Genomic DNA, 3,455 nt, shown 5'->3' with positions numbered 1-3,455 from the left:
TTAAATTATCTTAAAGATTATATAATTTGACCAAAATTATATAATTAATAGAGGCAAATTATTCAATCTCCTTAAATTTATGAAAAATAGGATAATTTAAAGTAATTTTTGAAGGTTAGAATAATTCGCCGTATAACACTAAAGTATGAAATTATTTCACTTGCATTCACTTTACTATTATTTATTTTACATATTAAAGCTGTAAAAAACTCTGAATCAGTCCATATACTCTTATCTATGCTCCAAAAGTCTTGTTCTTTATTTTCATTGTAAAATTCTTCATAACATATATGTTCCATATTATACACCTCTCTAATATATTATTTTAAATTCACAAGTATTATCTATATCATCAAAAGGAAAATAACCTTCACCATAAAGCATTTCTATTTTATAGTCTCTCAGTGGTTTTATGTTATTATCAGTATCTACTATACTGTTATATATAAATTCTCCCATTTCTATAATGTACTCACTTCCTAGTAATAAGGATGTAATGGCTATGTTACTTCCATTATAGATTGAATAACCAAACATAGTTTTTGCATATTTTTTTATTTCTTCTCCTAGATGTTTTATTGAGTTTGCAAGGTTTTCTACTTTGTCGTGGAATAGTTGTCTATCAATATTCATTTCATTCAGTGTTAGATCTAGGTCTATTAAGTCAGCGATATACCCTTGACCTAATTTATCTGTGTCAAATTCAGTTTCTTCATCATCTGCACTACTGATTATGTCGAAGTTGTAGTTTATGCTTTTGCATAGGTTTTTGAAGTCTTGTATGTTTGATAGGTATTCTATGTCTTCTGTAGATAGTGAGTTTTTTTGATGGATATGTGCTTCTTTGTTTTCTAGAGCTTTTATATAGGTATTTTGGCAGATTTCTAGTAGCTCGTTGCAGCATTTGTCAAATTGGTTGGATTCTATTCCTCCTCTTTGTATGATTCTTGTGTATATTGTGAATTTTATTGCGTCTGTAAGGTATGTGTTACCTCTTTGAGAATTTATGAAGTTTATACCTTTTTCTTCAAGAGAGCCTTTTTCATAGCCTGGTTTATGTACTTTTTGTTCGTTAAATAGCATATTTTACACTCCTTTATTTATTATTAAGATAGTAGATAGTCTATCTTTTCTCCAAATGAGTTTAGTGTGTCATAAGTTATGATTTCTTTTTCTATGGTACCATCAAAGCATATATGCTCTATTTCATCGTTTTTTTCCATATTGGTTAATTCTACATCTTCATTGCTACTTATATAGTTAAGTATAAATTGTACTGCTGATTTTACACTTTCGAACTCAATAACCTGCGAAGCCAGTTCTGTTCCTATCATCATTAGATATGTTTTAACTGATAGATCATCTCGCAGTACTCTAAATATTGCTTCATCCGTTTCATACTTAATTCTAAAGGTTACATCTCTACTTACTGCTATATACTTATCGTATTTATCTTCATCTTCTATACAGTCAATGTCATAGTCACTAGTGTAGGAACGTTCGTCTATCATGTTATATATTTCATCTGAGAGAAAAAGTACTTTGGTTTGTTCTTTGTTCATTCTTATTTTCTCCATTTCCAATTTAATTTTGTACTTTACAACTTGGTCTTTGTAGTTATCTATTTGTCTTATTAATAGTTGTATTTTTTCTTTGTAATTGTGTTCTGTTTCTAGTCCTGCTAATAATAGGTCACAAAACTTTATGAATTCTTGTTTGTAGCTTTCTTTTTCTACTATGTTATTTAATGATATATTTTTTAATGTTCTCATTTTTCTTTTTATATCTTCTGGAAATTTTTTTGCGTATTGTTTTTCTTTTATTTGTTCTTTTTCTTCTTTTATTGATAGTGATTTGCATCCTTTTTCTAGGCATTTTCCTATGTTTGCATCATTCCATCCTAGTCTTTGTTTTGTTTCTGCTATTATTATGTTTATTACTTTGTCTGTAAGTTTCATTTTTTCTTTTCCTTTCTACATTATAAGTGTAAGATAATTTTTAAAATAAATATAGAGGCGTAGGAGGCGCCTCTAATTTTAATTATATTTGTGTTTTGAAATTTCTTAATATTTAAAATTAATTTCATATTAAACTCCATAAAATATTTTTGTTCTTCATTTGTGTATTTTTTTCGTCTTGATCCTCATCATTTACTTTAGGTAAAAAATATATATGTGCAATTTTAATGTCTTTCACTTCAATTGTGGCAATAACTTGACAAAATAAGTCAAGTTCCGCACCCCCTAGGGTTTTTGAGGGAAATAAAGTTTACCTCTTTCTAAGATAATGATACGAAATTTTAGGTTGGCTTTCAATAGTTTGCCTACTGTTGCCTATTTTGAATTGAAAGTATTGGAAAATGCACCTTCTTAGAAGGTCGCTGCATTTTAGTTTTTTTGCCAGATTTATTTATTGTTTTTTGATTAGACTAAGTCATCATTCCAGTCTAGTAATGTTTTGTATGAACTACTATCAAAATCAATATCTTCATATTTATCTGCTAGTAAATTCTTAGAAAGTTTAGTTTTGATGAATCTGTTTAAAAATTCTAGGCAGTAAACTTTGTTAGCTAGGTTATAATAATTGCTTTCTTCAAGGTATTTATTTCTATTATTAACCATATCGTCTTTGAATCTATCTCTTACAATTTCAGTAGCTTCTTTTAACTTATTGATTTCTAAATCAAAGTTTTTAGTTGTATTATTATCAAAGGTGAAGTCCTCTAAAGAGTAATCATTATATCTAAATAAATTTTCTAGGTTATCAATGTCTTTAAGTATATTTTTTGAAAGTTCTCTTAATATTTTACTATTTTCAGTAGTTGGGTTTTCTAAGAAATTTGCGTAGTTTATTATATTTGATGAGCATTTCTTAAATTTTCTTACTTCGATTAGCTTATATATTTTTAATCTAACTTTCTATATTGTAAATATACTAAATATTTGAGGGAGTTTATTATTTAACCTAGAATTGCCTATTTTGCTTATATTATATAAAAATACACCTATCTTTATTTATAGGTGCATTTTTATATTATTTAATACTATTTTGACTATGTAATTTATAAAACTATTAGCTTATTAGTTACATACTAATTCTAAATTAATTAAGTAATTTAATTTTTCCCATATCTTTACCATAGCCAATGTGTCTAGTTCACAATATTTTAATAAGTCTTTTCGTATTGCTTCTTTTTCTGTCTCTTCTTTTAGATGTAATTTTGCAAAAACATCCATTGCTTGACTACCATTTTGGATATTTAATTTTTTATAATTTAAAGCTTCATCATTTGGACATAATGCTGGTAATACATATTTAATAGAATAGCTACCTTTCATCTCTTTAATATAATAATGTCTTTTTTCAAAGATTTCCATTAAATCTTTTATATTATCATGTAAGCATAGAAGGTGATTTTTATACTCTTCATAGTTATTCGCTAGTTCTCTTATTCT

At 26.7% G+C, this 3,455-nt stretch carries 5 protein-coding genes; all 5 read right to left on the bottom strand.

What is annotated here, in order from left to right; translation table 11 throughout:
- Window positions 1-77: 77 nt before the first annotated feature.
- A complete protein-coding gene (locus ACRC03_RS13990; RefSeq protein ID WP_438653200.1) occupies window positions 78-299 on the bottom strand; it encodes a hypothetical protein in 222 nt (73 codons plus the stop codon).
- Window positions 300-312: 13 nt separating this feature from the next.
- A complete protein-coding gene (locus ACRC03_RS13985; protein WP_438653199.1) occupies window positions 313-1,083 on the bottom strand; it encodes a hypothetical protein in 771 nt (256 codons plus the stop codon).
- Between the two features lie 23 nt (window positions 1,084-1,106).
- Window positions 1,107-1,958, bottom strand: a complete 852-nt coding sequence (locus ACRC03_RS13980; protein ID WP_438653198.1) for a hypothetical protein — start codon at window positions 1,956-1,958, stop codon at window positions 1,107-1,109.
- A 465-nt stretch (window positions 1,959-2,423) separates the two neighbouring features.
- On the bottom strand, window positions 2,424-2,621 hold the full coding sequence (locus ACRC03_RS13975) for a hypothetical protein (RefSeq protein ID WP_438653197.1): 198 nt from the start codon (window positions 2,619-2,621) through the stop codon (window positions 2,424-2,426).
- A gap of 459 nt (window positions 2,622-3,080) precedes the next feature.
- Window positions 3,081-3,455 (bottom strand): DUF2779 domain-containing protein (locus ACRC03_RS13970; protein ID WP_438653196.1); only part of this gene is annotated, 375 nt, incomplete at its 5' end.

The organism is Romboutsia sp., from assembly GCF_051659545.1.
In the GTDB taxonomy this organism is placed as follows: Bacteria; Bacillota; Clostridia; order Peptostreptococcales; family Peptostreptococcaceae; genus JBOFOR01.
Note: the sequence above shows the minus strand (reverse complement) of the source record. Positions and strands in the feature narration are given on the sequence as shown.